This is a genomic window from Halobacillus sp. Marseille-Q1614 (genome assembly GCF_902809865.1).
GTDB lineage: Bacteria > Bacillota > Bacilli > Bacillales > Halobacillaceae > Halobacillus_A.
The window spans coordinates 1670324-1695427 of sequence record NZ_CADDWH010000001.1; the positions used below are offsets into that span (position 1 = coordinate 1670324).

Sequence of the window (25104 nt, forward strand, 5' to 3'; positions counted from 1 at the left end):
AGAGCAACAAAACCCTCCGCTTTTCATACTATATCCTAATTAAAGAACCTGCGGAGGTGCTTTCATGATTCATACGGTTCGGCCGGGAGAAACATTATATCAGATCTCACTAGACTACCGAACGCCCCTATATGAAATAATCAGTGCCAACCCGGCCATTAACCCTAACCTCATTTACCCTGGCCAATCTATTGTTATTCCAGGATTCCCCGACCCTAATACCCTGCCTTATCAAATCGAAGTATTGTTAAACAGCCGGCAGCTGAAGCTTTATCGAAATGGCGACTTGCAAAAGACCTATCCCATTGCGGTTGGAAAAATGCTTAGCACAACGCCTACCGGAAATTTTATTATTATTAATAAAGCGCCAAACCCCGGCGGCCCTTATGGCACGATGTGGATGAGTTTATCAAAGCAGTATTACGGCATTCACGGTACAAATGATCCCAGTTCGATTGGAAAAGCTGTTTCTAAAGGGTGTATCCGGATGTATAACGAGGATGTTGAAGAGCTAGCCCGAACCATTCCAATTGGAACACCTGTTTATATACACCCATAAAAAATCGCCTTCTTGCTAGAAGAGGCGATTTTTAATATGTTTCTTTTTCTTTACAAGCGTCACAAATTGTTTGTATATCTATTCCATCATCATCAGCATGCATCGTAAGAGCCTGCTGGTCATCTGTGTCATTTAACAAATCGGAACCCAGTTGAGCCGGATCAGCCTGCTTTGCATCCAGTTCACCCACTTGACGTTCACATTGACGGCAGTAATAGCGAATTTTCATCTTTATCCTCCTGATCACATGTCTATTGGTAAATAGTTTGCGCTTTGAAGGAAGGAATTATGCCTTTTATAAAAGACTGTTTTCTGGAAAAGGAGGCTCACAGATCCCTCCGCATCAACATAAGCTCTTTTCCTCCTTATTTCGCCACCCTTCAGTGTCCTGCCTCTTATACGAACATGGCCTGTGCACACATTTCCTTTCACTTACATCTCCCTGGCCAAATAATATTAAAATTTGCTTTCTGCGTTCTAGCGTGTCAGACTGGAGAAGATTGATTAATTTAAAATAGAAAGGACAGGTGGCTCATATGATCGAAATCAGAACATCCTCCCTTACTGATGATGACTTTAACAGAGGAGTTTTTGCCACACGAAACATCGAGAAATGGGAGCTTATCCATGAAGCACCTGTGATTCCTTATCCCAATAATGAGCATAAATTTATTGAGCAGACACGATTGGCTGATTATGCCTTTGAATATGGTGAAAACCATACAGCGTTTCTGTTAGGTTTTGGAATGATGTTTAATCATTCGTATACTCCTAATGCGAATTACAAAATTAATTTCGATAAAGACACGTTTGATTTTTATGCCTATAAGGATATCAAAGCAGGAGAAGAAGTTCTTATCAATTATAATGGGTTTGTCGATAACGAAGATCCTTTATGGTTTAACGAAAAGTAATTCAATAAAAAAGGTCTGCCGAAAATTTCACGGCAGCATGAAAAAAGGTGCTTCCTTAAACGGAAAGCACCTTTTTGTTATTATTGATTATTTTCACTAAGACGTGTTTCGATTTCAGCCATAATGGATCCGGCTTCTTCCCAGTTGCCATTAGAGAGGGCTTCCTGGTACTGGCCGAACAGGGAAGAGATCTCCTGAAGAATTTCTTCGGACTCCACGATCGCCTGTGGATCTTCTTGAGGAGCTTCCTCACTGTCTTCCTCCACTTCTACTTCTGGATCAATTAAGCCAAGCATTCTTTCTAACGCATCGTCAAAAGTAGGCTCCATTACGATGTTATCACCATAAGCCAGGATCACCTGTTTTACTTCCGGCAATGATGTTTCATTAGATGATTCAATATAAATCGGTTCTACATACATCACCGTATCTTCAATTGGGATCGCCAGCAGGTTGCCTCGGATAACTTCAGATCCGCCTTGGGACCAGAGGTTCAGCTGCTGGGAAATCGTACTGTCCTGATTAATTCTGTTCTCAATCTGCTGAGGACCATACACATTCCGCTGTTTCGGGAATTGATAAACGAAGGTTTCTCCATAATTCTCCCCGTCGTTTCGCACGCCCATCCAGGCTACCATGTTCTGACGGTTTCTCGGTGTATACGGCATCATAAGTATAAATTCTTCTTCGTCATATTCAGGCATCTTCATCGTTCCATAATACGGTTCCATGACTACATCTTCATTGAAATATTTTTCTGTCGGGAACTGCCAGAAGTCTTCCCTGTTATAGAATACTTCCAAATTGGTCATATGGTACGTTCCATACATTTCGGCCTGCACTTTAAACATATCGATCGGATAGCGGAAGTGATTGCGAACATCATCAGGTATTTCTTCTGTCAATAAATCAGGAAACATTTTTTGATAAGTCTGCAGTAATGGCTCCTCAGGGTTAACCGCATAAAATTTCACTTCCCCTGTGTACGCGTCGACTTCAACTTTTACAGAGTTGCGTATATAACTTTCATCTCCCTCATGAGGCTCAGAATAAGGATAACGCTCTGCTGTTAAATAAGCATCCAGCAGCCAGGCGAGACTGCCATCCTCACGTACGAAAATATATGGATCTTCATCATACGTAAAGAACGGAGCGATTCTTTGCACACGTTCCATTACATTCCGCGTGTCTAACAGCTGGCTGTCTTCATTAATCTGATCAGAGACCAGCATACGGAATGATCCTTCGTTGATCGCAAACAGCAGGCGGTTGATTCCTGATAAAGGAATCCCGCTGTCTGCTTCATAGCGGGTCGACATGTTTTCATCACCAGCAGGATAGTCAAACTCATCGACCTCACTGTTTACTGTGACATTTCTGGAATTCTCTTCCCCGAAATAAATTTCGGGACGTTCGATATCCATCACACCTTCTGGGGGCAGGTTTTTGAGCATGTATTCCGGCTGGCCCTGTGAAGTAATATTATTGACATTACTCATCGCTACTCCATAACCGTGCGTATATCTTAAATTTTCATTGACCCATGTTTTTGCCTGATCCGGAAGATCAACGGTATTTAATTCGCGGGCTCCGATAAACACCTGCTGATATTCTCCATCAATGTTGTAGCGGTCAACATCTATATCGTTGAATTGATAGTACGTACGAAACGTCTGCAGCTGATTGTAAATATCAAGAATCGGGCGGGCATCATTAATCCTGACATTATCAATCGTCAGCTGGTTCCTCTCAACCATGCTTTGCTCAAGCGACTCATTTCCCGGGTGTTCTCTTACTTCAATGCCGTCCAAATCATACGCCTCCCGTGTGAATGCCAAGTTATGCTCTAAGTAAGGACTTTCCTTGGAAAACTCATTTGGAGACACGACGTAATTCTGCACAATTACCGACGCTCCTTGAGCTCCGATGAGTACAATTAAATAAGCGGAAATCGGATAAACCATCCGCCTGATATTTCCACGTGTCAGCACGATAATCATCCAAACGGCACCAATAACGGCAATCGCTGCTAATACGTAGGAAGCCGGATTGTTAATCACTTCATCCGTATAGCTTAATCCATGAACCACACTGTCCTGAAAAAGGTTCACTTGATTCGTCAGCAGCGATTCAAAGGGCTCCATCACATGACTGGCAGCCAACAGCAGACCAATAAAGCCGAGGGTAATCCCCATGTGAAGCTGTGCCAATCGACTGAGTCGATACATATTGAACACAGAGTAAAAGCCCATTTGAACAAGAAGCATAAAAAATGCCAAACCAAGAAGTGTAAACACCGCAAACTTTAAAAACGGCAGGATGTACATGTAAAAGGATATATCCATGCCAAAATGCGGATCCTGCTGGCCGAAGGAGGCGTGGTTAAGGAACTTAAGCCAAAGCTCCCAGCCTACCCCCTGGACAATACTGCTTCCCAGCAGACCAACAAAAAGTGAAATCGCCAAAATGGAAAGACGGCTCCATTTATTCGATTGGACGAGACCCGGCAGCTGTTCCGGCTTAAAGTGCCCGAGATAATTTCTCCTGATCCAGGCAAATGTCCAATAAGTTACGATAAAGAATAAAAGAAAGCCTACCCCTCCAAGCAGAACCTTGCTTCCTAATACGGTCATGTAGACTTGCTTAAATCCGAGCGAATCCATCCATATGTAATCTGTAATCCACGACAATGATAACCATCCAATGAAAAGGACGATTAACAGAAAGCCAAAAAATTTCCCCATAATGGATAATGTTTTTTTTTCCATTCTTTTTTGCTTTGGGTTGATTGTTTTTGTTTGTTTAGCCAACCCATCTCCCCCTTTTAGTTATTTAAAAGCTATTTAATTCCTATGTTCAACTTTATGAAATAATTGCTTAATATTGCCCCGCTCTCTTTCCTACGATTATACCACCCCTTTTGTTTCACTTTTTTATTTAAAAAAGCTGACCTCACTGCTGAAGATCAGCTTTTTAGAATGTTTCATGGGTATTTCTTGGCAGGGCCCCCAGCTCATAAAGATGCAGCATTACTGTTTTGTTCTTTTACCCGCCTTCCTTCAAATACACAGAGCATAATACCTCTTTCTTTCACTTGCTTTTATGGGTGAACTTCCCCTCCATTCTGTACCTTTACTTTAACTACTTCGACCCCCTTCTCGTTTATCCCTTTATGTTTCTTTTATTGATCGAAAAGCATGTGCGAAGCTTAGTTTTAATATATGAAAACTATTCAAAAAAAGATGTAAGTACGACCAGCCGCTTGTCGGCCGTTATAAGCTTTACTGCCTTTTTTATGGAATATTATTTTAAAGCTGGCTCATCCTATAAATATATTTTTAAGGAGGAGCTAACATGGAAGCACAAAGAGCCCAGGAAATTGCTCAATCGCCAGTAATGGTCAATGTAACGTATAACCAGCAGCCCATTTACATTCAACATGTCGATGAAAAGAACGAAACCGCCCGCATCTATCCTTTAGAAAATCCAGAAAATGAATTAGAGGTTTCCCTAAACGAATTAAACGAACAGCAATAAAGAAAACCACCGCGTTAGCGCGGTGGTTTTCTATGAATCCACACGGCCGACAGTAGAAGTCGCCCGGGGAGAATGCATCGCTTCATACACTCCTGCTGAAATTTCCGAATGAGTCAGCCAGCGCATATGATCCTTTTCCATAACATGCCCTAGAATTACTTGCTTAAATGTACACATTAGACCCGTGTTAGGTGAAAAATTATGAGCCGGGTTCCCTGCTCGGCTACCTTTCACGTGAATGATTTCCCATTCTGTACGCTGTTTTGAAAAGAGGTCGCACATCTCCTGAAGCGCCTGATCACCCTTCCGATGGAACCAGGCGACTACTTTCTGTACCGGCCTCTGCTCGATCAGCTGTTCTATATCCTTAATAAAACTGTCTCTGTTAGTATAGTCGGAAGATATGAGATGAAGCTTCCCGGGATTTACAGCCAGATCTTTCACTTCTCGAAGCTTCTTTTGGTTCCTGCCAAGAACAGAGACTTCGTGCCCTTCTTTATTTAATCGAAGGGCAAGCTCGCGTAACATCCCGCTTCCGCCAATAATTAAAATATGCACTTACCTGCCCCCTATTTTTTTAATCTCCTTGAAAAAACACTAAATTATATTTCGATAGGTTTCAACTAAGTTGTTTTCCATTCCATATTCTCCGGCAATAAAAAAAGCCTGAAGAAATGGCTCCTCAAGCTTTTTCAAAAGTTCTATTCGAAATCATCAGGGTTCTTTTCATCGTTTATTCCGCGTTTAGCGTCCAGCTGATTTTTTTCTTCCTCAGTCCGAGCAGAGGAGATGACGTTTCCTTCTGCATCATATTGGATCTTACTTTTCTTATCGCTCATTGTAGAGTACCTCCTGTGATTGTTGTACTCTTAGAGTCCCAAATTGCAGTTTTTTTAATCATTAAGATATGTTAATTCTAATAAGTGAGGATGAATTCGATTCATCGATTGGTTAATCGTTTATTTCAATCGTACTCGTAATTTCAACCTTATTTAATGCTTGGGATGCCAAACGGTCGGCTTCCCTGTTTTTCTTTCGGGATATGACTGTATACGTCGGGCGAAGTCCCATTTGCTCCATCTTATTTTCAATCCGATCGGCCCAGGCATTTAAATCTTCCTCCAAAGTTGGCCAGTCACCTTCAAGCTGATTTAGCACCACCTGAGAATCTCCAACGAATTCAACAGGTATATGGTGGACGTTCATAAGCTCAAGCTCCGTTAAAGCCAGATGCAGCGCCGCATATTCAGCTTCATTGTTTGAGTTAAGCTGATCGACTAACGCATTTCTACGCAGGCGGAAAGACTTGTCGTTTTGATCATAATAGATCACACATCCTAAACCCGATTTTCTCGTTTTCAAATCATATCCCGCATCAAAGTAAACTTTAATGTTATGAGGCTCTGTCTGAATCCCCTTCATATATTCTTTTAGTTCTTTTACGTTCCACGTATTATGGTCTAAAGAATCAATGAACTCTAAATGTTTAACTCGGCCCGTTTTCTCGAAGTCTTCAGCGACCACCAGTGCTTTTCCAGCCTTCATTTCCTCTGAGCTGAAAACTGCCTCCAAACCTTTTGGTGTATGATATGTGATTTCTATACGAACGTCCATCTAAAGCCACCTCATCTCAATTAATAAGTATATAGGAATAGTCTCCCCAATTTTATGAGCGGAATAAACTTCAGGCACTTAATTAAACTGACGAATTAAGGATTTCTTTGTCAAACTTTAATACTTTTTAGATATAATAATAATTACGAATGATACTTTATAATTAATTTGTAAATATGGGTATTAATATATGAAATGAGTTGTTATTATTAAGATAGTCTCATTATTGTGAGATAGAAAATGATACTTCGGTAAGAGTTATCTTGCAAATTTAGAATGAGGCACTGAGGCTATACAATGCTATATCGAGTCATTGGTCAAATGAAAGGCAGCAGTCCGGTGTTTTTCTGTTCTAAGAAAGAGGAATTTACCTTTTCGACTAGGGCTAAGGCTCAAGGCTTCTTAGAGGATATAAAATCTGAACAGGTTTTACCTTCCAACTATCAGCTAAAGATCGAAAAAACGATCGAATAATATATAAAACATTACTCAGGGACGCTAGATTAAATTCTAGTGTCCTTTTTTGATTTTTAACGATCGGGATATGATTCTTGAAGAAAAATCATGGACTGACGGATTAACTCTTTTAGCACGTCCACGTTGATATCCTCTATTTTATTTATATAAACACAAGCTTTTCCTGTTGTATGCTTTCCAAAATCCTTCAGCAGTTCTTCCCGTTTTTCATCACCCGGTGCAAAATAGAGACTGATCTTGGATTTACGTGGTGAAAAACCAACAAGCGGGGCCTCCCCTTCATGGCCGGATTCATATTTATAATGGTATTTTCCAAAACCAATAACGCTCGCTCCCCACATTTTAGCTTGATAACCTGTGGTTTCCTCGAAAATCTCCAGGAGCCGGTAAGCATCTTCTTTCTTTTTTGGATGATCAACTTTTGCGATAAACTCCGTAACACTATGGTCTGTCTCTTTTGTTTTTTGCTCGTAGGCCATTTGTTTAGCTCCTTTTTCAAGAAAACGCTTTAATTATAAATACAATTATTTCAAAATCCTATGTAAAAAACAATCACTCAACTGGTAAAATTATCAAAAAATAAAACAAAAAATCTCGACTCCCCAAAAGGAATCGAGCTTTAGTTTATTGAGCAGAAGGAAATCTGGCCGCTGCAAACTTACCGGTATTGGCTCCCGGAACGTTTAACCTTTTCTATCCTATATATTTTTTTAGAATAGAACGGGTTTTTTGTCTACACTCTCTTAAATATGAGCCTTCCCACACAATCCCAGCTTGTGTCCACGCAGCAAATGAAGTATGATAGAAATAGCGATTTTTTTTAAAAGAGGAGCGTATTTATGAAACGATCCATTTACGGATTGACCTTTGAACAACTGACGAACTGGCTTACGGAACACGGAGAGAAGAAGTTTCGCTCTAAGCAAGTGTGGGACTGGCTCTACCAAAAAAGAGTGACTGACTTTTCACAAATGAAGAATTTAAACCAATCCTGCATCGATCTCTTAGATGAACATTTTACGATCGAAACGCTGACAGAAGAAATCAAGCAGGAATCGAAGGACGGAACGGTTAAATTCTTATTTAAATTAGATGATGGCAATGTCATTGAAACAGTACTGATGCGTTTTAACTACGGTCTTTCGGTATGTGTAACGACTCAGGTGGGCTGTAACATCGGTTGTTCCTTCTGCGCGAGTGGTATCCTGCGTAAAAACCGTGACTTAACGAGCGGAGAAATTGTAGAGCAGATTATGCAGGTACAGCAGCACTTGGATAAACAAGGCAAAGATGAACGTGTCAGCCATATTGTCGTTATGGGAATCGGCGAACCATTTGATAACTATGACAACCTGATTGACTTCTTAAAAGTCGTAAACGATCAAAAAGGATTATCCATCGGTGCCCGTCACATCACCGTATCTACAAGCGGAATCGCGCCGAAAATGTACGAATTCGCGGACGAAGGCATTCAAATTAACCTGGCACTTTCAATTCACGCGCCAAACAATGAGCTTCGCACGAAAATCATGAAGATTAACCGTGCTTATCCGTTAGAGAAGCTGATGCCGGCGATCGACTATTATTTAGAGAAAACCAACCGCCGGATTACGTTTGAATATATTTTATTAAAAGACGTAAACGATCATAAGAAAGAAGCAGAACAGCTTGCTGATCTGCTTAAAGATAAACGCCATTTATCTTACGTGAATTTGATTCCGTATAACCCGGTCGCTGACAACCCGTACGAACGAAGCGAAAAAGAAGCGATTCTTACGTTCTATCAAACGCTGATGGACCGCGGGATTAAATGCGGTGTCCGTACAGAGCACGGAACAGACATCGATGCAGCATGCGGACAGCTGCGAAGCAAACAGATTGAAAAAGAAAAAGCACGCAAAAAGAAAAAACTGCAAGAAAACTAAAAGCATGGGGCCTTAGGTAGTGCACCCCAGAAGTTAGAGTTAATAATCTAACTTCCGGGGTGTTTTTGTATGTCAAAGTATAGTGAGAAATTTAAATTACAGGTGGTAACGGAGTACTTCCAAGGTCATCTAGGGTACGCTTTATTAGCTAAGAAGTACTCGATCCCTAGTGATGTTCAAATTTTACGCTGGGTTCGTGCTTATCAAGCCTTCGGAGAAGAAGGTTTAAAAAGGAAGCATTCGAAACAAGTCTACCCTGTCCAATTCAAGCTGGATGTATTAAACTTTATGAAACAGACAGGCGCTTCTCATCAGGAGACTGCGATTGCCTTCCAATTGAACAACCCTGCGTTAATTGCGAACTGGTCCAACATTTTTCGGAAGGAAGGGATCGGAGGCCTCCAAGAAAAAGCGAAAGGACGGCCCTCTATGTCAAAAAATCATAAGAAAAAGTCAACCAAATCAGATAAAGAATTAACTCGTGAAGAACAATTAGAACGTGAAAATGAACTCCTACGTTTAGAGAATTCCTATCTAAAAAAGTTAAAAGCTTTTCAGGAGAATCCGAATGCCTATCTCGAAAAGCACAAACAGCGCTGGTATTCGAACTCAAAAAAGAAGGATTCAAATTAAAAGATGCCTTACGAAGAGTGGACATTCCTGAAGCCACTTATCATTACCAGAGAAAGCAGTTCAAGAAGGAAGATCCGAATAAAGAGTGGAAAGAAATGATTACGAACCTCTTCCATAAGCACAACGGAACCTATGGCTATCGCCGCATTTCCTTCGAACTTAGAAACCAGGGGTATATCATCAACCATAAAAAAGTTCAACGGATCATGAGTACGCTCGGATTGAAATGTGAAAAATTCACCCGTAAATCCAGGTATAAATCGTACAAAGGTACGGTCGGGAAAGTGGCTCATAATCGATTAAAACGCAGATTCCATACGCCCATTCGGCTCCAAAAATTAGTCACAGATGTGACGGAATTCAAATGTGCAGGAAATGAGAAACTTTATTTAAGTCCGATTATGGACTTATTCAACGGAGAAGTTGTCTCTTTTGGCATTTCCAAACGGCCAACCCTGAACTTTGTTTTAAAGCCGTTGAAGGAAGCGTTGGATACCATTCAAACGGAAGCCGAATACCGGACAACCATCCACTCCGATCAAGGCTGGCATTATCAACACAACACGTGGGTGAAAACATTAAAGAAACATCAAATCTTTCAAAGTATGTCCAGGAAAGCAAACTGCGCAGATAATGCGGCCATGGAGAATTTTTTCGGGATCCTCAAACAAGAAATGTATTACGGAGAAGAAGTGGTTTCTTATGAAGCGCTTAAAAGAAAGCTCGAGGTCTACGTGGACTACTATAATCATGAACGCGTAAAAGCAAAATTGGCTGGTTTAAGTCCCATACAATACCGAACTCAAACCAGCCAATCAGCTGCATAATAAAAACTCTAACTTTTAGGGGTCACTACCTTAAGCCTCATGCTTTTTTTGATGGGGTATTTTTAAACTGACTGGCGTGCTGCTTAGCGAATTGAACGATTTTTGCGTACGTTTCGGGGGCCATTTCTTTTTTTGAAAGCGAATAAAGCTTGGCCGTTCCCTCATCAATAACTTTTATCCGCTCTCCTCCCCTTACATATAATGTTACATATAAGAATGGATCAAGTATATCATTCTCCACTAGAAATTCTTTTGGGAAATCTGCGGTTATAAGAACCCGGTCTTCAATTTGTTTCACAGAAAGCTGACTGTAATATTTCAGGTTTTTTATTTCTTTTAAAAACAATGCATCCCACTCCCTAATGTAATTCTCGTTACACCCAAACTCATCGTACTACGTTTTCCTTAAAATTATTCCCTTTTGAACGAAGAGTAAATGTTAAAATTGCTTTAATTTTGATGCTCATTAAAAATTTTAACAGGATTGTCATTGTTCTAATTGGTTTCTAGACGATTTTTTCGTTATACTCTTCATGAAATAGTTTTTATGAGATGGGGAATTACTTTGCAGATAAATAAAGAATTTAACTACGTACCGTGGGTGGTTGGACTATCCGTTGCAATCAATGCGATAGTTGTCGCCTTGCTGTTTGTACCTAAAGTAGACGGCGCGGCAGATTTTAATATTACTCTTCTGCCTTTGCTTAATGCTGTTCTAAACTCCTTTACTTTCGTATTTTTACTGGCTGCTTTACTTATGATCCTGCGAAAAAATATAACCTGGCACAAGCGGTTTATTTTTTCAGCTTTTACGACCACAGCCTTGTTCTTAATTTCCTACTTAACTTACCATTCGATGGCATCATCTACTTCCTATGGCGGAGAAGGCATCTTGCAGGCGGTCTACTATTTCATTCTAATCACACACATCGTGCTTGCGGCTGTTATTGTTCCTTTAGCCTTGTTGACTTTGTTCCGCGGGTTAGCCATGAAAGTGGATAAGCACCGAAAAATTGCAAGATGGACGATGCCGCTTTGGTTATATGTAAGCTTAACTGGTGTGATCGTCTATCTGATGATCTCCCCTTACTATTAGAATGGAAACTTGCTATATAAAAAGGAAGAAACCTAGTGTTTCTTCCTTTTTACATAAATCCTTAAAACTTTTTAGAAAGTGATACTTTTAATGCTAGAACTAGAAAAGTAAAAAAGTTTACGTTTTTAGTTTTCATTACGATCACCTCCTATTTGTCGTAATTTTTTGATTATTTAAAGCCTATCATCTTATTTATTGGATTTATATCTTTGTGTTAAGTAATATGACAAAGTATTTTTTCTGATAGTCATTACCATTAAAAATGCCTGTTCCCTAATCGGGGACAGGCATTTTCTTAAATATTTTGGAGGAGTTGGCTGAAACAGTGCAGATAGAGGGCAGCGGCCGGCGTTAGGGCACCAATCCACTGTTCATATGGGAAGAAGAGCATTTGTAAAAGGCCAGCCTGAAAGTCAGGCCGGCCTTTTGATTAGAGGTTCTCCATCAATTTTTTATAAATGCGCTGATAGTCATCCCTGTCGATGCCGGGAGCGAAGAATTCAGGTAAATCATCGAGATCTGGTATAGGCGCTCCCTTCGGCGCACCTTCAATTACCCGTAATCTCTCTCCATTCTCCGGATTGGTTCCTTTCCAAATCTGATTGATATCTTTATAATCCGTATCACTCCACGTGTAGAGTACATTGTTCAGTCCCTGTTCCTCGTACTTGCGGGCAGAATCAAACTGAGAGTTATCTAAGTTTGGCACGGGCAGCATTTTCTTTAAATCTACACCTGTGGCTATTTCAACAGCTTTAGCATAAGCAAGGGCATGGGTACCGCCACGAACAAGAAGATATCCAATCATTTCCCGCGCTGTCGGATGGTCCGTCATTTCATAGACGCGCATCTTATGAGTTCTCGCTCCTATCTCTAAGAAAAAGTTGTGCATGAGATCAAGAACCAGGTTTCCACTATTAAATACATAATCGCCTGTCCAAGCTTTCCCCATGGAATCTCCAGGCAGTGCAGTCTGAGCTGTCGCAATATAATGATACGTATTCCGGGCATCTAACCCGCTTCTTAGAGGCGTCGTATTGGGGTCGCCTGGAAAGGTTGTTCCTCGGGTTAACAGATTAATGGTGGTATTGACTAACTCAACATGACCGAATTCCTCAGCTGTGATGCTGGCCACCAGATCATAAAATGGCTTAAGCTTCTTTTTATTACGAAACCCAAATGATTGATACATATAGTTATTTAGCGTGGACATTTCTCCAAACCGCCCGCCGAGTAATTCCTGTACCGCAGCAGCCGCATTCACGTCACCATGTTCGGGGACTGTTAGTTCTATCGCCATCCTATTCATTCGTTTAAACATTGGCTTCCTCCTTAACCCTGGGAAGGAGATACCCAGACAATTTGTTGAGTCCTAATAAAAAATGGGACCTCAGCTACTTCTACTACGATATGGTCTGGCATCACTGTCTGTAAGTTCCCTCTGACTGACCCTTGAGTCGTTTCAACTACGACACCTTGTCCTATAATGGACGATAACGTCTGATAAACATACGGATCTACCAATGTAAACCCCATTAAATTTTGCTGTTGTCCATTCACTTTTTCCATCTCCCTCTATTGTCGCTCTATAAAAATCTATATGGTGCAAGTCCCTTAATGATTCTTAAAAATTTAGAATGAGCCCTTTATCTTAAGGGTCAGGGAATAGTGAACAGGGTAATCGCACTTTCTGCGGTCAGCCGCCGATCCTCCTCGCTTCACTGTGGGGCCCGCAATTTCACTGGACCCTTAGCTGTTAATTGGAGAAATACTTCTTTTCTTTGATTCAATACGACAAATCATTTTTATTAAAGTGAGAAGTTCCTCTCTTAGGAGATTCCGTTAATCTTTTTAATCATAAGGGCGAGGGGAAACGGCGAGCTCCCACAAGGCAAAAGCCCGAGGGAGCTCGTCCACCCTTGGAAAGCAGGCTCTCCAGGATCTTTCTATTTATCATGACCGGAACAAACCATTCAAAATAAAAAGCTGCCGAGAAAATTTCGACAGCTTGAAGCACTTGGCTTTATTTTACAGTGGTAGAGATATACTCTTTTACTACTTCATACACGTATTCCTGGTTGGCTTCTGCCGTATTAGGGTCATACTCGCCGCCATTTACTTTATTGTTTGAAAGAATACGAATGCTGAGGAACGGAACGTCATAGGCTTTCGAAATTTGCGCACCGGCGGCTCCTTCCATTTCTTCTAAAGATGTGCCGTATTTTTCATGAAACCAATTGATACGATCCACTTCGTTGTTCCAGACATCGGCCGATCCAATCGTTCCCTCTACTACTTTACCTTTTTTGTGAGTATCTTTGACAGCCTTTGCAGCTGCAAGTAATTCCTGATCTCCGTCATAATAACGAATATTTTCAGCATCAGGATCCTCGCCCGCACTTCCTTCAGAGGCCATTAAGTCCATCGGAATCCATTCTTTCGGGGAGATGCCCTCACCTTCTTCTCTATGTCCTGTTTTTAAGGAGCCTATATTCGTCACTCTTTCACCAAGAACAATATCATAAACATGCAGGTCAGGATCATGACCGCCGGATGTTCCTTGATTTATAATCGCGATAGGATCATATTTTTCTATTGCAACAGCTGTTGCTGCAGCTGTGTTTTCCATACCTTTCCCTGTTTTAGCGACTATTACTGGATAATCATTCACTGTACCTTTGTAAAATTCAAATGTTCCTGACTTCTCTTCTTCTACATTATCCAGTCGCTCAGCAAATTTTTCTGCTTCAATCGGCATAGGGCCCTGAATAATAATTGGCTGCTGTTTACTTTCTTTTTCACTTTCCCCTTGCGTAGTTGAACTGCACCCTGCAAATACGGATAGCAAAAGTAAAGTCAGGATAGCTAATAAGGCGTACTTCTTGTTCATTTTGATTTCCTCCCTGTTGATCGTATGCTCGTGAAAATGGTCAAAAGAAAAAGGCCCAGAAAGTAGAATGATACCTACCTTCTAGACCTTATAAGTTAAAGTATATGTATTAAGCATACAGCGGCAGAGGCTAAAAAGTTCGGACTGCCAAATACTTTAACTCGTAGTCTAGTTCTTTCATTGGGAACCAGGTAGAGACGCTCAGACCATATTACCGAGAATATACGAGTAATGAAATTTAAAATAAGTACTTTGCTAATATAGCAAACATACTATAGGTTATCAATCCAAAAACGAACTTTCTCTAAATTATCTGCTTTATTGTTCGTTTTTTATGTTGTTTTGTTTCTAATGCGCCAACATCGCACGACCCCAAATCATCCGGGACCTCTTAAAACGCGCAGGTCTCCCTTTTCTAATGATTTTGTATATTTGTGTATAGTACAATGGAGAAAGTAAAAATCTTACATGCGGGGTGAATTGAATGGCAGAGCAGAGCTATGATAAGTTAGCGACAGCGATTGACCGAAGCAAAAAAACAGCCGGAGAAAAAGCAGTCGACTACATAGAGGACGGTATGACAATCGGTTTAGGATCGGGTTCTACCGTTTACTGGATGATGAAGAAGCTTGGGAATAGAGTGAAAGAGGGATTAAGCGTCAGAGGCATTCCTTCTTCAATAAGGACAGAAAACTGGGCAAAGGAGTTCGGCATTCCTTTAACTAATTTTGAAGAGGTTCAGGAGCTTGATCTCGCGATAGACGGTGCCGACGAGGTTGACCCTCATTTTCACCTTCTAAAAGGAGCTGGAGGTTCACTGGTCAGGGAGAAAATCGTAAATACCGCCTCAAAAAAAGTGATTATTATTGCCGATGACACGAAGTTTGTCCAGCAGCTGGGCAAGACTCCGCTTCCCATTGAAGTCATCACTTTCGGCTGGCAAGCGGCAGCCAAGCAGATCTCAGGCCTTGGAGGGAGCATCCAATTAAGAGAAGCATGTAACCAGCCGTTTGTGTCTGATAATGGCCATTATATTTTAGATTGCAAATTCGAAAGCATTGCGGATCCAAAGACTTTCCACGAAAAGTTAATCCAAATCCCAGGAATTGTTGAAACGGGGATATTCATCGACCTAGCCGACCTCCTCATACTAGGGGATGATCAAAACGTTAAAACCTTTCATAAGCCACAATAAAAAATGAACCCTTACACGGGTTCATTTTTTAAATTGCTTCACTTTTTTTCAACTTGCCCTTCAAATAAATCAGGTTCATCAAACAAATCAGTAAATTTGGCTACATTTTCATAGCTGAATTCAAACGCCATTCTAACTTCGCCGAACTCCGGCTGATAAAAATAGCCTTGCACTTCATAGCTGCTCTTATTTTCTCTAACTTTAGTAAGATGAAAATAACGACGGAAATATTGTGCCATTTCTTCCAGTTTCCTGTTCCGTACTTTTATCCATTGCTGCTTTAATTCTTCTGTGGGAAAGTCAGATTCTTTTAACATTAGTTCACTCCTCTACGGAATTCAAATCGCTGAAACTGTATATCACCATTATAATAAGACCTTCCACCTATTTTCAACTGCTAAACGTCCAAAGTTTTTCACACGGCATTGTTGACTTTTATACTAAAGGCTTTGGTAATAGTTTAATGTTGAATTTTAATAAATCAACAATGACGTCAAACAGCACTAATTAAAAGAAGTCCTATTGAGTCAGCTTCCCTAAGCGATTGCTCACCAACAGTATATTATTGAACGCCGCTTTCTAGAATCGAGAATGTTTTTTTGCTGCAATTTATCTCAGCCCGTACGCCATAAGGCAAAACGAGCTTAGGTTCTGTGTGGCCGAAATTCAAGTTGTAAAGAACCGGCAAATTCTCTACTTCATATTCCTTCATAACTTCAGAAATCACTGCTTTATACTCTTCATAATACTTTTCATCTTGAGGTTTACCGAAAATCATGCCGTTCGCCTTCTGCAGAATTCCTTGTGTTCCGTAATTGCGCAGCCAACATTTTACAAGAAAAGGATCAGGCTTTTCCTCTGACGTTTCAAAGAATAGAATGCTGTCTTCCCAATATTTATGATCAGGCCAAATCTCTGTACTTTTAGCAAACTCAAGGACTTCGATACAGCCGCCAATCAGCCGTCCCTGAACAACTCCTGAACCTTGCAGGACTTCATAACCTGAGTTAAGCTGCATCTTCCGGGACTGGGTTTTGTTCTCTTCTTTCCATTCTAAAAACTCACTCGTCCATTCCTCAGCCGGCGGAATTTCTCCCACAGGTTCATTTGAAAAAAGGATCCGCTTTATTTGATCCACCGTGTAAGAATGCATACGAACATTTTCAGCAAAGTCCGTCATTACCGCTGGCCCATAAAAGGAAGAAACTCCCGCCTTGTGACAAAACAAATGAGATACAGTCACGTCGGAATATCCCATTAATATTTTTGGATTCTCGCGGATCACGTTAAAATCGATATAGGGAAGCAGGCGAATACTCTCATCTCCACCAATGTTTGCAAATATTCCTTTAATGCCTGGATCTTTAAAGGCCATCATCATATCATCCGCACGAGCCTGCGGGTTTCTATAAAGATAGTCTGCCCCTTTTAAACTGTTCGGCATTGGAACAACTTCGAGTCCAAAAACCGATCGAAGCCTTTCCACTCCCTGTTCATATCTCCACCTTAGATCCGGTTCACCGGCTCCTCCAAAGGAAGGGCTGATGGTGGCAACTTTGTCTCCCGGCTGCAATTTTTCAGGTTTTATCAGCATGTCCATCCCGCCTTATGTAAATGGTTTCTTGTTAGTAACTTACTACTTTTATTCAATTATTACCAGTAAAAAAACACTTATCATAAAGTCGATAAGTGTCGGGGAGGGAACTATCTATCTCGAATTAATTTAAACGTGCCTATTCCTTTGGCAATCAGGTTGTCTTCCTGATCATAGATTTCTCCTTCAGCCGTTACGACTCGATACCCTTGCTGCAAAATACGTCCTTTCGCCGCGAGATTTCCATCTGAAACAGGAGCCATATAATTGATGTTTAGATTCATAGTCGTACAGCGTGTTTTCGTCGTCGAGCGAATAGCCATCCCGAGGATTAAATCAAGCATAGACGCATGCACACCTCCGTGAAGCGTACCATTGACGTTAAATAAATTCTCTTGAACAGGCAGGTGTAATAATACATTCCCTTCTTCAAAACGAATAATTCTAAATCCGATATGAGAAAAGAACGGACTTGCCTCAAAGCTTTTACGCACTTCGTCAATTGTTTTTGTCATCTATTCCACACCTCCTAAAAAGGTCTAATTCAATATAGTATTTTAAACGTACCGATTCCTTTGGCGACCACTTGATCATCATTATCAAGGACGATGCCTTCTCCAGTAACAAACTTGCCGTCCCTGTGAGCTATCGCCGCAGAAGAAGTGAAGGGCCCTCTATTTGTAAGATCGAAAAAATTAAAAGAAAGGTGAATCGTACTTGTTGATTTCTGGACTTCTTCGGCAATCATTGATCCGATAACAATATCCAGCATACTTGAAAATAATCCAGAAGGAATGTCACCTGATTCCGTAACTATTTCTGAAGTTACCGGCAGAGTCAGGATGATATTTCCTTGTGAATCCAAACTCTTTTCAAATCCGATGTGTGCAAAGTAAGAAGAGGAATTTCTCAAACAGACACTCCTTCCTATTAATTTTTATATTAGACCCTCTCCATCATGAGGGCCATTCCCTGTCCGCCCCCTGCACACAATGTGGCAATTCCCAAGTTATCCTCTCTTTTTCTCATTTCATGCAGGAGAGATACTGCAATTCTCGCGCCACTCGCCCCAACCGGGTGACCCAGGGCAATCGCTCCTCCATTTATGTTGACGAGCTCAGGGTTTAAACCAAGTTCCCGGATAACAGCCAGTGATTGAGAGGCAAAAGCTTCATTTAATTCAAACAAGCCGATATCCTCCACCTTTCTTGACGTCTTTTCTAACAGTTTCTGTACCGCCGGCACCGGACCAATCCCCATTACTTCAGGAGATACACCTGAAACAGCCCAGTCCACAATTCGCGCCATTGGAACCAACCCTAACTCTCTTGCTTTCGACTCTTTCATAATGGTAAGAGCAGCTGCTCCATCATTTCGTCCGCAGGCATTTCCAGCAGTCACTGTCCCATTTTCTTTAAAAGCCGGCCTTAAAGCCGCCAGTTTTTCCATAGTTGTACCAGGACGAGAATGTTCATCCGTATCGAAAGTAAAAGAATTCTTTTTATCTTGGATCTCTACCGGAACGATTTCATCTATAAATCTTCCTTCATCAATAGCGGCCGATGCACGCCTCTGGCTTTCTGCAGCAAAAGCGTCCTGATCTTCTCTAGAGACAGAATAACGCTCGGCCACATTCTCAGCGGTTATCCCCATTCCAAGATTCGGACCATAGATTTCTTTAGGCTGCTGTCCTGCTTCTGAATTCGAGTCCACCAGCTCAGGTTTATCTCCGCCAAAACGAGAGTTTCTTAGATAAATAGGAGATCTGCTCATGCTTTCGGTTCCACCAGCCACTACAACTTCTGCCTGGTCAAAAGCGATTTGCTGGACTGCAGAAGCGATGGACTGCATGCCCGACGCACACAGACGGTTAATCGTATAAGCAGGGGAAGCTTCGGGTATGCCGGCTCTTAGTGCAGCCACTCTAGCTACATTTGATGATTCCGTCGTCTGCCGCACTTCTCCCATAATGGTTTCATCAATTTGTTGAGGCGATAACCCCGCCCGTTCAATCGATGCCTGTATAGCTAATGAAGCCAGGTGCCCGGAAGATAATTTTTTTAATGATCCGCCGTAGCGTCCGATAGGCGTTCTTACTGCACTGACAATCACAACCGATTCATTCATTTCTGTCCTCCTCCTTATGTTACACACTATATTCTTTTTTCAATTGTCCGGAAATGATATTCTTTTGAATCTCTGATGTACCTTCATAAATCCTCGTAATTCTAGCATCTCGGAAAAATCTTTCAATTGGATAATCAGATATGTAGCCGATCCCTCCATGTACTTGAACCGCTTTATCTGCCACACGATTATAGACTTCAGATCCGTAGAGTTTGAGCATCGCTGCTTCTTTGATCACTTTTTTCCCCTGGTCCACCATCCAGGCGACGCGATAAGTAAAGGACCTTAACGCTTCGGTTTCAACAGCCATTTCCGCCACCATATGAGCGACGGCCTGATGATCTATAATTGGAACCCCAAACTGCTCCCGTTCCTGTGTATATTCCATCGATAAGTCCAGCAGCTTTTGGCATGAACCCAGATTACGGGCCGCTAATCCGGCACGTCCGTTAGCTAATATTTTTAAAGCATTCACATAGCCCTGGCCCTCTTCTCCAAGAACATTCTCTAGGGGAACCTCACAATCTTCTAAAATAATTTCAGCTGAATGAGAGCCGTGCAGTCCCATTTTTGGTTCTACTGCGCCCACGTGGAATCCGGGAAAATCTTTTTCCACAATAAAAGATGTGATGCCCTTCGCTCCTTTACTAGCATCAGTTACAGCCATAACGGTAAAAACATCGGCTTCTGTAGCGTTTGTAATATAATGCTTCGTACCATTTAAAATATATTTGTTTCCCTGCTTTACGGCGGTCGTCTTTTAGTTCGTGGCGTTTGAACCTGCGCTAGGTTCCGTGAGGGCAAAAGCACCGATTGAATCGCCGGATGCTAAGGCAGGCAGGTATTTTTGCTTTTGTTCTTCATTCCCAAGCTCTACAATGCCTACTGTCCCAATTCCTGTATGCGCACCAATCAGGGTCGTATACCCATTATGGGTAGCCCCGATCTCCTCATAAAGAGCACACTTACCCACCATGCCAATCCCAAGACCTCCATATTCTTCAGGAATGCTTAAACCGAACAACCCCATCTCTTTAGACATTTGAATAATGCGGTCCGGGATTTTGTTTTCTTTTTCAATGTCCATTGCCGCTGCTTCTACTTCCGTTTGAACAAAGTCTCGGACACTTTCCTTTAATAATTGAATATCTTCATCTAATTGAAAATCCACAGTCATCTCTCCTCCTTCGTCAGTAGTTAGACACCGACCTTTAATTGTTTCAGTTCTTCTGTTAGAGCTGGCACCACATCAAACAGGTCACCTACGATTCCGTAATCCGCTACTTTAAAGATGTTAGCTTCCGGATCCTTATTAATCGCTACAATCACTTTAGAATTGGACATCCCGGCCAGATGCTGAATCGCTCCGGAAATTCCGCAAGCTATGTAAAGGTCAGGGGTTACCACTTTACCGGTTTGTCCGATTTGCAGTGCATAGTCGCAATATCCCGCATCACAGGCTCCTCTTGAAGCTCCGACGGTTCCACCTAACACGTCAGCGAGTTGCTGAAGGGGTACGAATCCTTCTTCGCTTTTCACACCACGCCCCCCTGCCACGATGACCTTGGCTTCAGATAAATCGATGCCGCCGCTCGTGTTGCGGATGACCTCTTTAAGAGTCGTTCTTAACGTTTCAACTTCAATATTTACCGAGCTGACTTGCCCTGTGCGGTTTTCGTCTTTATCCAATGGCTTAATATTATTTGGTCGGATGGTGGCTAGCAGCAATCCTTCCGTAATCTCTTTTTTCTCGAAAGCCTTCCCCGAATAAATCGGTCTCGTAAAAATGACCTTTTCTCCTTGCATATCTATAGAGGTAACATCTGAAACCAGTCCGGCCTCCAGTCTGCTTGCGATTCTGGGAGCCAGATCTTTCCCAATAGCTGTGTGGGCCATTATGATCCCATCAGGCTGCTCATCTTCAACAATTTTAAAAAGAGCTTGGGCGTAACCATCCGATGAGTAATTGGCCAGATTTTCATGTTCTGCCGTCAGGACCCGATCGGCTCCATAATGAAGGAGGTATTCAGCTAAATGCTTAACGTTTTCCCCTATCAAAACAGCGGCGACCTCACCGTTTCCTGCGGCTTCTTTTGCTGCGGCTATGGCTTCATAGGACACATGCCGTAAACTTCCCCCGCTCATTTCTGCTACAACTAATAGGTTTTTATCCAATTAAGGTCACTCCTTCGTTAAATTACTTTGGCTTCTTGATGAAGTAAGGAGATCAGTTCTCTTACTTGATCATTGGTTTCACCTTCAAGAACCCTGCCTGCCTGTTTTTCTGGGGGTAAATACACATCTAAAGTTTTTGTTTTTGGGTACACGTCCTCTTCTTCAATCTCAAGATCATCTAACTCAAGCTCTTCCAGAGGCTTCTTTTTCGCCTTCATAATACCAGGCAGAGAGGGGTAGCGCGGTTCATTTAAACCTTGCTGGGTAGTTACAAGAAAAGGAAGAGATGCTTCTATAACTTCGACATCTCCTTCAATATCGCGTTCGATCGTTGCTTTTCTGCCTTCTATATCCAGACGAGTGATCGTCGGAAAAGCCGGAATTCCTACCAGCTCGGCCAATCGAGGTCCAACCTGGCCAGACCCTTCGTCTATCGCTACATTCCCGGCAAGAATCATGTCGGCGTCTACACTTTTAAAATAGTGAGCCAGTATTTGTGCTGTCGTAAAAGCATCGCCATCTTCAAGATCTTCTTCCGTATTGATCCAGACCGCTTTGTCGGCTCCCATCGCTAGTGCTGTCCGAAGCTCTTTATCTGCTTCGTCTCCGCCTACCGTGATGATGGTAACTTCGCCTCCATGCTGATCTCTTAACTGGACCGCTTCTTCTATAGCGTAATCATCATAAGGATTGATAATGTATTCTGCATTTTCCTTGTTGATCCTACCATCAATAATCATGACTTTTTCTTCCGTATCAAAGGTGCGCTTCATTAATACAAATAACTCCATCATACCCCTCCTATTCAGCTGTATAGGTATAACCCTTTCCCCGTTTTTCTTACTAGTCCGCCTTTATTTACTCTTGAGCATGGTTTTTCCCCTCAAGCTCTGCTTCAACGAGTTTTCTTTTCAATAATTTTCCTACCGTATTTCTAGGCAGTTCATCCGTAATTTCAAACTGTTTCGGTACTTTGTAACGAGTGAGATTACGGTAGCAATGGCCTTTTAATTCCTCAAGGTCGATCGTGTGATTATCTTTTGGCACTACATAAGCTTTTACGATTTCTCCGAGCTCTGAATCGGGAATGCCAACGACTGCCGATTCTTTAATATCGGGATATTCGTATAAAACGCTTTCAATTTCCTGCGGATAAATATTAAAGCCGCCGTTGATAATCATTTCTTTTTTTCTCCCTACGATATAAAAATAACCGTCTTGATCTGTCATCGCTAAATCGCCTGTGTTCAGCCAGCCATCTTTTATAGCATGATGGGTTTCATCTTCATTCCGCCAGTACCCTTTCATAATTTGCGGTCCCTTAATAATTAATTCTCCTACACTGTTTGGGGGCAGTTCGATGCCATCTTCGTCGATCACCTTGCTGTCCGTTCCGGGAAGCGGAATTCCTATGCTTCCTACTTTTCTTATGCCGCTGGTCGGATTTCGATGGGTGGAAGGCGAGGCTTCGGTCAAACCAAACCCTTCACCAATGACCGCACCGGTTAAACCTTCGAATCTTTTAATGACTTCTATCGGGAGCGGTGCAGAACCGCTTGAACAAAACTTCAAACAGTTAAGGCCATAAGATTCAACATTCGGGTGATTGACAAATGCGTTGTACATGCGCGGAACCCCTGGGAAAAAGCTCGGCTGATGTTGTTTAATTTTTTGCAGGACATCTTCAACATCAAATTGTTGGATTAATAGGTTCGTGGCTCCGATATACATTCCCAGATTCATTGCGCTCGTCATCGCGTAAACGTGATATAAAGGGGTAGCTGTAAGCACAGTCTCCTCACCTTTAACCATTCGCTCTCCATACATAGCGTAACTCTGGATGACGTTCGACATCAGGTTAAAATGAGTCAGCATAGCACCCTTCATCTTTCCAGTCGTTCCGCCGGTATATTGAATGACGGCCACATCTTCTTTGGGCGATATTTTGACTTCTTTTGTAATCGGTGAAGAACTATGAATAAGGAATTCCAGCGAACAGGATTTTTCGCGTCCCCGTCCTGAAACAAATACATGGTGTAACGCATAAATCTCTTGTACTTGTTCAACGGTTGAAACCTGACCAGTTTCTGTTACCAGATGATTCATTTCGGAATCCCGAACAATTTGCAGCAGCTCACGCGAAGTATAGCGAGGGTTGATCTGGACAACAATTAACCCCAGCCTCTGAGCCGCATAATAAGAGATGATATAGTCGGGATGATTGGAAATCATCAAACCAATACGCTCCCCTTTAGTTAATCCAAGAGCATTCCAGGCACCCGCCAGCCGATCAACCTTTTCTTTTAATTCCTGGTAAGATATTTTTTCCTTCTGTAAAATAACAGCTGTTCGATTGCCGTATTTCTCGGCTGCATTTTGAAGAAGAGTATATAGAGGCAGCTCTGGATACTGAATGGCTTGTTTCATTTCCGGTGTGTAGGATTGATACCACCTGCGTTCTTTTAAATGGCTCACTGTAAACCCTCCCGTTCAACTTCTCTAATAAACCTTCTCTATTCGAGAGCCCCTGCTTCTTCATAGTATTTTTTAGCTCCCGGATGCAGCGTCTCTGCATCAATGCCGTCTAAAGCTGTATCTATGGTGAAATGCTTTGCTCTTTCAGGGATTTGGTCTTCAAATGCGGAAAGATTCTCCCAGAACATTTTTGTAATGTTATATACGTACTCTTCTTCCATGTCACTTCTCGCACTAAGCATAGTCACCATTGTATAAGTAGGAATGGCTTCACTTTGATTTTTATAGGTTTCAGCAGGGATTTCACCTGAAGCAATACCCAAACCTTTATCTTGAATACTGTTTAATTTATCATCATCAATTGGTATTACCTTAACTGGCTTAGTAATCTCAATCTCTTGTAAAGCCGGGATAAATGGCGCTCCCCCTCCAACAAAAATGTCTACATTATTGTCTTTTAACATGGATGCGCCGTCTGAGTAGTTTCCATAAGACACTTTGCCTCCTGCTTCTTCGATCGTTGTTTCATCAATACCATACTCTTTCATCATATTCCAAAAAGCTACCGGACCTCCGCCGCCTTTAGGTCCTAGAAAAATGTGTTTATCTACAATATCTTCAATTGTGTTTATATCATCACGATCAGCTGTGGTGGCAATGGTTTGATAGACGGGGTACAGGGAGGCTACAGATGAAATCTCTTTTAAGGTCTCATCAAAGCCGTCTCCTCCCTCTAGAGCAGCAGCGAAGTCAGATGTGTAGTTTAAACCTAATTGAATGTCACCAATTTCAAGGGATTTCAAATTAGCCGTTGATCCTCCTTCTACCTGTGAAACATTCAATCCTGCGAACCCATCCATATACACATCGAGCATTACCGTCGTAATCGGATACCAGCCGGATCCCATAGGTCCACTGCCTATTTCCAAAAACTTATCCGGTGCTGATGGCTTGTCACCAGATTCATTAGAAGCGGCCTCATTATTCCCACACGCTGTCAATATGCCCACAAAAGATATCAAAATCGCTAAAAGCACGCTTATTTTTTTCATAAAATTTCCACCTT

The 25104-nt window shown here is 41.8% G+C and carries 27 protein-coding genes, 1 pseudogene and 1 riboswitch; of the genes and pseudogenes, 8 read left to right on the top strand and 20 right to left on the bottom strand.

Translation table 11 applies throughout. The features are described 5' to 3' along the window. Positions 1–64 precede the first annotated feature (64 nt). Positions 65–559, top strand: coding sequence for a L,D-transpeptidase family protein (locus HUS26_RS08390; RefSeq protein WP_173916729.1), 495 nt, complete (start codon positions 65–67; stop codon positions 557–559). Between the two features lie 31 nt (positions 560–590). Here the strand turns inward: HUS26_RS08390 and HUS26_RS08395 are convergent, their stop codons facing one another. Further along, positions 591–788, bottom strand: coding sequence for an anti-sigma-F factor Fin (locus HUS26_RS08395; protein ID WP_173916730.1), 198 nt, complete (start codon positions 786–788; stop codon positions 591–593). Positions 789–1095: 307 nt separating this feature from the next. Here HUS26_RS08395 and HUS26_RS08400 point away from each other — a divergent pair, with 307 nt between their 5' ends. Further along, positions 1096–1473 (top strand): SET domain-containing protein, encoded by a 378-nt coding sequence (locus HUS26_RS08400; protein ID WP_173916731.1) that lies wholly within the window; start codon positions 1096–1098, stop codon positions 1471–1473. 80 nt (positions 1474–1553) lie between these two features. Here HUS26_RS08400 and HUS26_RS08405 read toward each other — a convergent pair whose 3' ends face one another. Then, on the bottom strand, positions 1554–4283 hold the full coding sequence (locus tag HUS26_RS08405) for a UPF0182 family protein (protein WP_371809567.1): 2730 nt from the start codon (positions 4281–4283) through the stop codon (positions 1554–1556). A gap of 544 nt (positions 4284–4827) precedes the next feature. Here HUS26_RS08405 and HUS26_RS08410 point away from each other — a divergent pair. Beyond that, on the top strand, positions 4828–5010 hold the full coding sequence (locus tag HUS26_RS08410; protein WP_173916732.1) for a small acid-soluble spore protein H: 183 nt from the start codon (positions 4828–4830) through the stop codon (positions 5008–5010). A gap of 30 nt (positions 5011–5040) precedes the next feature. Here HUS26_RS08410 and HUS26_RS08415 read toward each other — a convergent pair whose 3' ends face one another. From HUS26_RS08415 to HUS26_RS08430, 4 genes are all read right to left on the bottom strand, one after another. Then, the gene (locus HUS26_RS08415; RefSeq protein WP_173916733.1) at positions 5041–5568 is read right to left on the bottom strand and encodes a short-chain dehydrogenase; all 528 of its coding nucleotides are present in this window, start codon (positions 5566–5568) and stop codon (positions 5041–5043) included. 143 nt (positions 5569–5711) lie between these two features. Next, entirely contained in the window at positions 5712–5849 is a 138-nt protein-coding gene (locus HUS26_RS08420; RefSeq protein WP_173916734.1) for a hypothetical protein, read from the bottom strand. A gap of 112 nt (positions 5850–5961) precedes the next feature. Beyond that, entirely contained in the window at positions 5962–6624 is a 663-nt protein-coding gene (locus tag HUS26_RS08425; protein ID WP_173916735.1) for a reverse transcriptase-like protein, read from the bottom strand. 530 nt (positions 6625–7154) lie between these two features. Then, positions 7155–7580, bottom strand: a complete 426-nt coding sequence (locus tag HUS26_RS08430) for a DUF1801 domain-containing protein (RefSeq protein ID WP_173916736.1) — start codon at positions 7578–7580, stop codon at positions 7155–7157. Between the two features lie 360 nt (positions 7581–7940). On the opposite strand from HUS26_RS08430, the gene rlmN reads away from it, so the two are divergent. From rlmN to HUS26_RS08445, 3 genes are all read left to right on the top strand, one after another. Continuing rightward, positions 7941–9026, top strand: a complete 1086-nt coding sequence (gene rlmN, locus HUS26_RS08435) for a 23S rRNA (adenine(2503)-C(2))-methyltransferase RlmN (protein WP_173916737.1) — start codon at positions 7941–7943, stop codon at positions 9024–9026. 69 nt (positions 9027–9095) lie between these two features. After that, complete coding sequence (locus tag HUS26_RS08440; RefSeq protein WP_173915601.1) at positions 9096–9659, top strand: helix-turn-helix domain-containing protein; 564 nt, start codon at positions 9096–9098, stop codon at positions 9657–9659. Then, positions 9623–10486 carry an IS3 family transposase gene (locus HUS26_RS08445; RefSeq protein ID WP_173918712.1) on the top strand — a complete coding sequence of 288 codons (864 nt, stop codon included), beginning with the start codon at positions 9623–9625 and terminating at the stop codon, positions 10484–10486. Before HUS26_RS08440 ends, HUS26_RS08445 begins: the two co-directional genes overlap by 37 nt. A gap of 37 nt (positions 10487–10523) precedes the next feature. Here HUS26_RS08445 and HUS26_RS08450 read toward each other — a convergent pair whose 3' ends face one another. Next, positions 10524–10832, bottom strand: coding sequence for a hypothetical protein (locus tag HUS26_RS08450; protein ID WP_173916738.1), 309 nt, complete (start codon positions 10830–10832; stop codon positions 10524–10526). 201 nt (positions 10833–11033) lie between these two features. On the opposite strand from HUS26_RS08450, the gene HUS26_RS08455 reads away from it, so the two are divergent. Next, on the top strand, positions 11034–11582 hold the full coding sequence (locus HUS26_RS08455) for a DUF420 domain-containing protein (RefSeq protein ID WP_173916739.1): 549 nt from the start codon (positions 11034–11036) through the stop codon (positions 11580–11582). 430 nt (positions 11583–12012) lie between these two features. Here HUS26_RS08455 and HUS26_RS08460 read toward each other — a convergent pair whose 3' ends face one another. From HUS26_RS08460 to HUS26_RS08470, 3 genes are all read right to left on the bottom strand, one after another. Next, positions 12013–12903, bottom strand: coding sequence for a manganese catalase family protein (locus HUS26_RS08460; RefSeq protein WP_173916740.1), 891 nt, complete (start codon positions 12901–12903; stop codon positions 12013–12015). An 11-nt stretch (positions 12904–12914) separates the two neighbouring features. Then, the gene (locus tag HUS26_RS08465; protein WP_371809568.1) at positions 12915–13142 is read right to left on the bottom strand and encodes a YuzF family protein; all 228 of its coding nucleotides are present in this window, start codon (positions 13140–13142) and stop codon (positions 12915–12917) included. A gap of 463 nt (positions 13143–13605) precedes the next feature. Then, positions 13606–14478: a 5'-methylthioadenosine/S-adenosylhomocysteine nucleosidase gene (locus HUS26_RS08470; protein WP_371809621.1), complete on the bottom strand. Its 873-nt coding sequence runs from the start codon at positions 14476–14478 to the stop codon at positions 13606–13608. A 138-nt stretch (positions 14479–14616) separates the two neighbouring features. Beyond that, positions 14617–14720, bottom strand: a riboswitch (purine riboswitch). Positions 14721–14956: 236 nt separating this feature from the next. On the opposite strand from HUS26_RS08470, the gene rpiA reads away from it, so the two are divergent. Beyond that, positions 14957–15667, top strand: a complete 711-nt coding sequence (gene rpiA, locus HUS26_RS08475) for a ribose-5-phosphate isomerase RpiA (RefSeq protein ID WP_173916743.1) — start codon at positions 14957–14959, stop codon at positions 15665–15667. 38 nt (positions 15668–15705) lie between these two features. Here the strand turns inward: rpiA and HUS26_RS08480 are convergent, their stop codons facing one another. The 10 genes and pseudogenes from HUS26_RS08480 to HUS26_RS08525 all read right to left on the bottom strand — a co-directional run bounded on the left by HUS26_RS08480 (position 15706) and on the right by HUS26_RS08525 (position 25090). Continuing rightward, a complete protein-coding gene (locus HUS26_RS08480; RefSeq protein WP_173916744.1) occupies positions 15706–15984 on the bottom strand; it encodes a hypothetical protein in 279 nt (92 codons plus the stop codon). Between the two features lie 245 nt (positions 15985–16229). Further along, entirely contained in the window at positions 16230–17261 is a 1032-nt protein-coding gene (locus HUS26_RS08485; RefSeq protein WP_173916745.1) for a S66 peptidase family protein, read from the bottom strand. 110 nt (positions 17262–17371) lie between these two features. Further along, entirely contained in the window at positions 17372–17776 is a 405-nt protein-coding gene (locus tag HUS26_RS08490) for a PaaI family thioesterase (RefSeq protein WP_173916746.1), read from the bottom strand. A gap of 29 nt (positions 17777–17805) precedes the next feature. After that, positions 17806–18174 (bottom strand): PaaI family thioesterase, encoded by a 369-nt coding sequence (locus HUS26_RS08495; RefSeq protein WP_173916747.1) that lies wholly within the window; start codon positions 18172–18174, stop codon positions 17806–17808. A gap of 29 nt (positions 18175–18203) precedes the next feature. After that, entirely contained in the window at positions 18204–19388 is a 1185-nt protein-coding gene (locus HUS26_RS08500; protein WP_173916748.1) for a thiolase family protein, read from the bottom strand. Between the two features lie 19 nt (positions 19389–19407). Then, positions 19408–20559, bottom strand: a pseudogene (locus tag HUS26_RS08505) (acyl-CoA dehydrogenase family protein). A gap of 26 nt (positions 20560–20585) precedes the next feature. Then, positions 20586–21563: an electron transfer flavoprotein subunit alpha/FixB family protein gene (locus tag HUS26_RS08510; protein WP_173916749.1), complete on the bottom strand. Its 978-nt coding sequence runs from the start codon at positions 21561–21563 to the stop codon at positions 20586–20588. A 17-nt stretch (positions 21564–21580) separates the two neighbouring features. Next, a complete protein-coding gene (locus tag HUS26_RS08515) occupies positions 21581–22354 on the bottom strand; it encodes an electron transfer flavoprotein subunit beta/FixA family protein (protein ID WP_173916750.1) in 774 nt (257 codons plus the stop codon). Positions 22355–22421: 67 nt separating this feature from the next. After that, the gene (locus tag HUS26_RS08520) at positions 22422–24038 is read right to left on the bottom strand and encodes a long-chain fatty acid--CoA ligase (protein ID WP_173916751.1); all 1617 of its coding nucleotides are present in this window, start codon (positions 24036–24038) and stop codon (positions 22422–22424) included. A gap of 38 nt (positions 24039–24076) precedes the next feature. Beyond that, the gene (locus HUS26_RS08525; RefSeq protein ID WP_173916752.1) at positions 24077–25090 is read right to left on the bottom strand and encodes a TAXI family TRAP transporter solute-binding subunit; all 1014 of its coding nucleotides are present in this window, start codon (positions 25088–25090) and stop codon (positions 24077–24079) included. Between the last annotated feature and the right edge of the window lie 14 nt (positions 25091–25104).

Coding starts and splice junctions, on each gene's coding strand:
- HUS26_RS08390 (WP_173916729.1), top strand. CDS start 65: ATGATTCATACGGTTCGGCCGGGAGAAACATTATATCAGATCTCACTA.
- HUS26_RS08395 (WP_173916730.1), bottom strand. CDS start 788: ATGAAAATTCGCTATTACTGCCGTCAATGTGAACGTCAAGTGGGTGAA.
- HUS26_RS08400 (WP_173916731.1), top strand. CDS start 1,096: ATGATCGAAATCAGAACATCCTCCCTTACTGATGATGACTTTAACAGA.
- HUS26_RS08410 (WP_173916732.1), top strand. CDS start 4,828: ATGGAAGCACAAAGAGCCCAGGAAATTGCTCAATCGCCAGTAATGGTC.
- HUS26_RS08420 (WP_173916734.1), bottom strand. CDS start 5,849: ATGAGCGATAAGAAAAGTAAGATCCAATATGATGCAGAAGGAAACGTC.
- HUS26_RS08425 (WP_173916735.1), bottom strand. CDS start 6,624: ATGGACGTTCGTATAGAAATCACATATCATACACCAAAAGGTTTGGAG.
- HUS26_RS08430 (WP_173916736.1), bottom strand. CDS start 7,580: ATGGCCTACGAGCAAAAAACAAAAGAGACAGACCATAGTGTTACGGAG.
- rlmN (WP_173916737.1), top strand. CDS start 7,941: ATGAAACGATCCATTTACGGATTGACCTTTGAACAACTGACGAACTGG.
- HUS26_RS08440 (WP_173915601.1), top strand. CDS start 9,096: ATGTCAAAGTATAGTGAGAAATTTAAATTACAGGTGGTAACGGAGTAC.
- HUS26_RS08455 (WP_173916739.1), top strand. CDS start 11,034: ATGAGATGGGGAATTACTTTGCAGATAAATAAAGAATTTAACTACGTA.
- HUS26_RS08460 (WP_173916740.1), bottom strand. CDS start 12,903: ATGTTTAAACGAATGAATAGGATGGCGATAGAACTAACAGTCCCCGAA.
- rpiA (WP_173916743.1), top strand. CDS start 14,957: ATGGCAGAGCAGAGCTATGATAAGTTAGCGACAGCGATTGACCGAAGC.
- HUS26_RS08480 (WP_173916744.1), bottom strand. CDS start 15,984: ATGTTAAAAGAATCTGACTTTCCCACAGAAGAATTAAAGCAGCAATGG.
- HUS26_RS08485 (WP_173916745.1), bottom strand. CDS start 17,261: ATGCTGATAAAACCTGAAAAATTGCAGCCGGGAGACAAAGTTGCCACC.
- HUS26_RS08490 (WP_173916746.1), bottom strand. CDS start 17,776: ATGACAAAAACAATTGACGAAGTGCGTAAAAGCTTTGAGGCAAGTCCG.
- HUS26_RS08500 (WP_173916748.1), bottom strand. CDS start 19,388: ATGAATGAATCGGTTGTGATTGTCAGTGCAGTAAGAACGCCTATCGGA.
- HUS26_RS08515 (WP_173916750.1), bottom strand. CDS start 22,354: ATGGAGTTATTTGTATTAATGAAGCGCACCTTTGATACGGAAGAAAAA.
- HUS26_RS08525 (WP_173916752.1), bottom strand. CDS start 25,090: ATGAAAAAAATAAGCGTGCTTTTAGCGATTTTGATATCTTTTGTGGGC.